Genomic DNA, 243 nt, shown 5'->3' with positions numbered 1-243 from the left:
ACGGCATAGATAACTTTTGATTTCTCGCCAAAAATTGCAGATGCCGTGCCCCGAAAGCCTGCATAATGCAAAAATTGTAGATGCCGTACCCCTGTAGCGGCACGGCATAGATAACGTTTGATTTCTCGCCAAAAATTGCAGATGCCGTGCCCCGAAAGCCTGCATAATGCAAAAATTGTAGATGCCGTACCCCTGTAGCGGCACGGCATAGATAACTTTTGATTTCTCGCCAAAAATTGCAGA

The 243-nt window shown here is 46.1% G+C and carries 1 protein-coding gene; it reads right to left on the bottom strand.

Annotation, left to right across the window (positions count from 1 at the left end):
• Positions 1–209: hypothetical protein (locus MiSe_RS50510; protein WP_226595160.1), on the bottom strand; the 209-nt coding region annotated here is incomplete at its 3' end.
• Positions 210–243: the final 34 nt, after the last annotated feature.

Source organism: Microseira wollei NIES-4236 (assembly GCF_020521235.1).
In the GTDB taxonomy this organism is placed as follows: Bacteria; Cyanobacteriota; Cyanobacteriia; order Cyanobacteriales; family Aerosakkonemataceae; genus Microseira; species Microseira wollei.
This window is presented reverse-complemented; position numbering and strand designations above follow the sequence as displayed.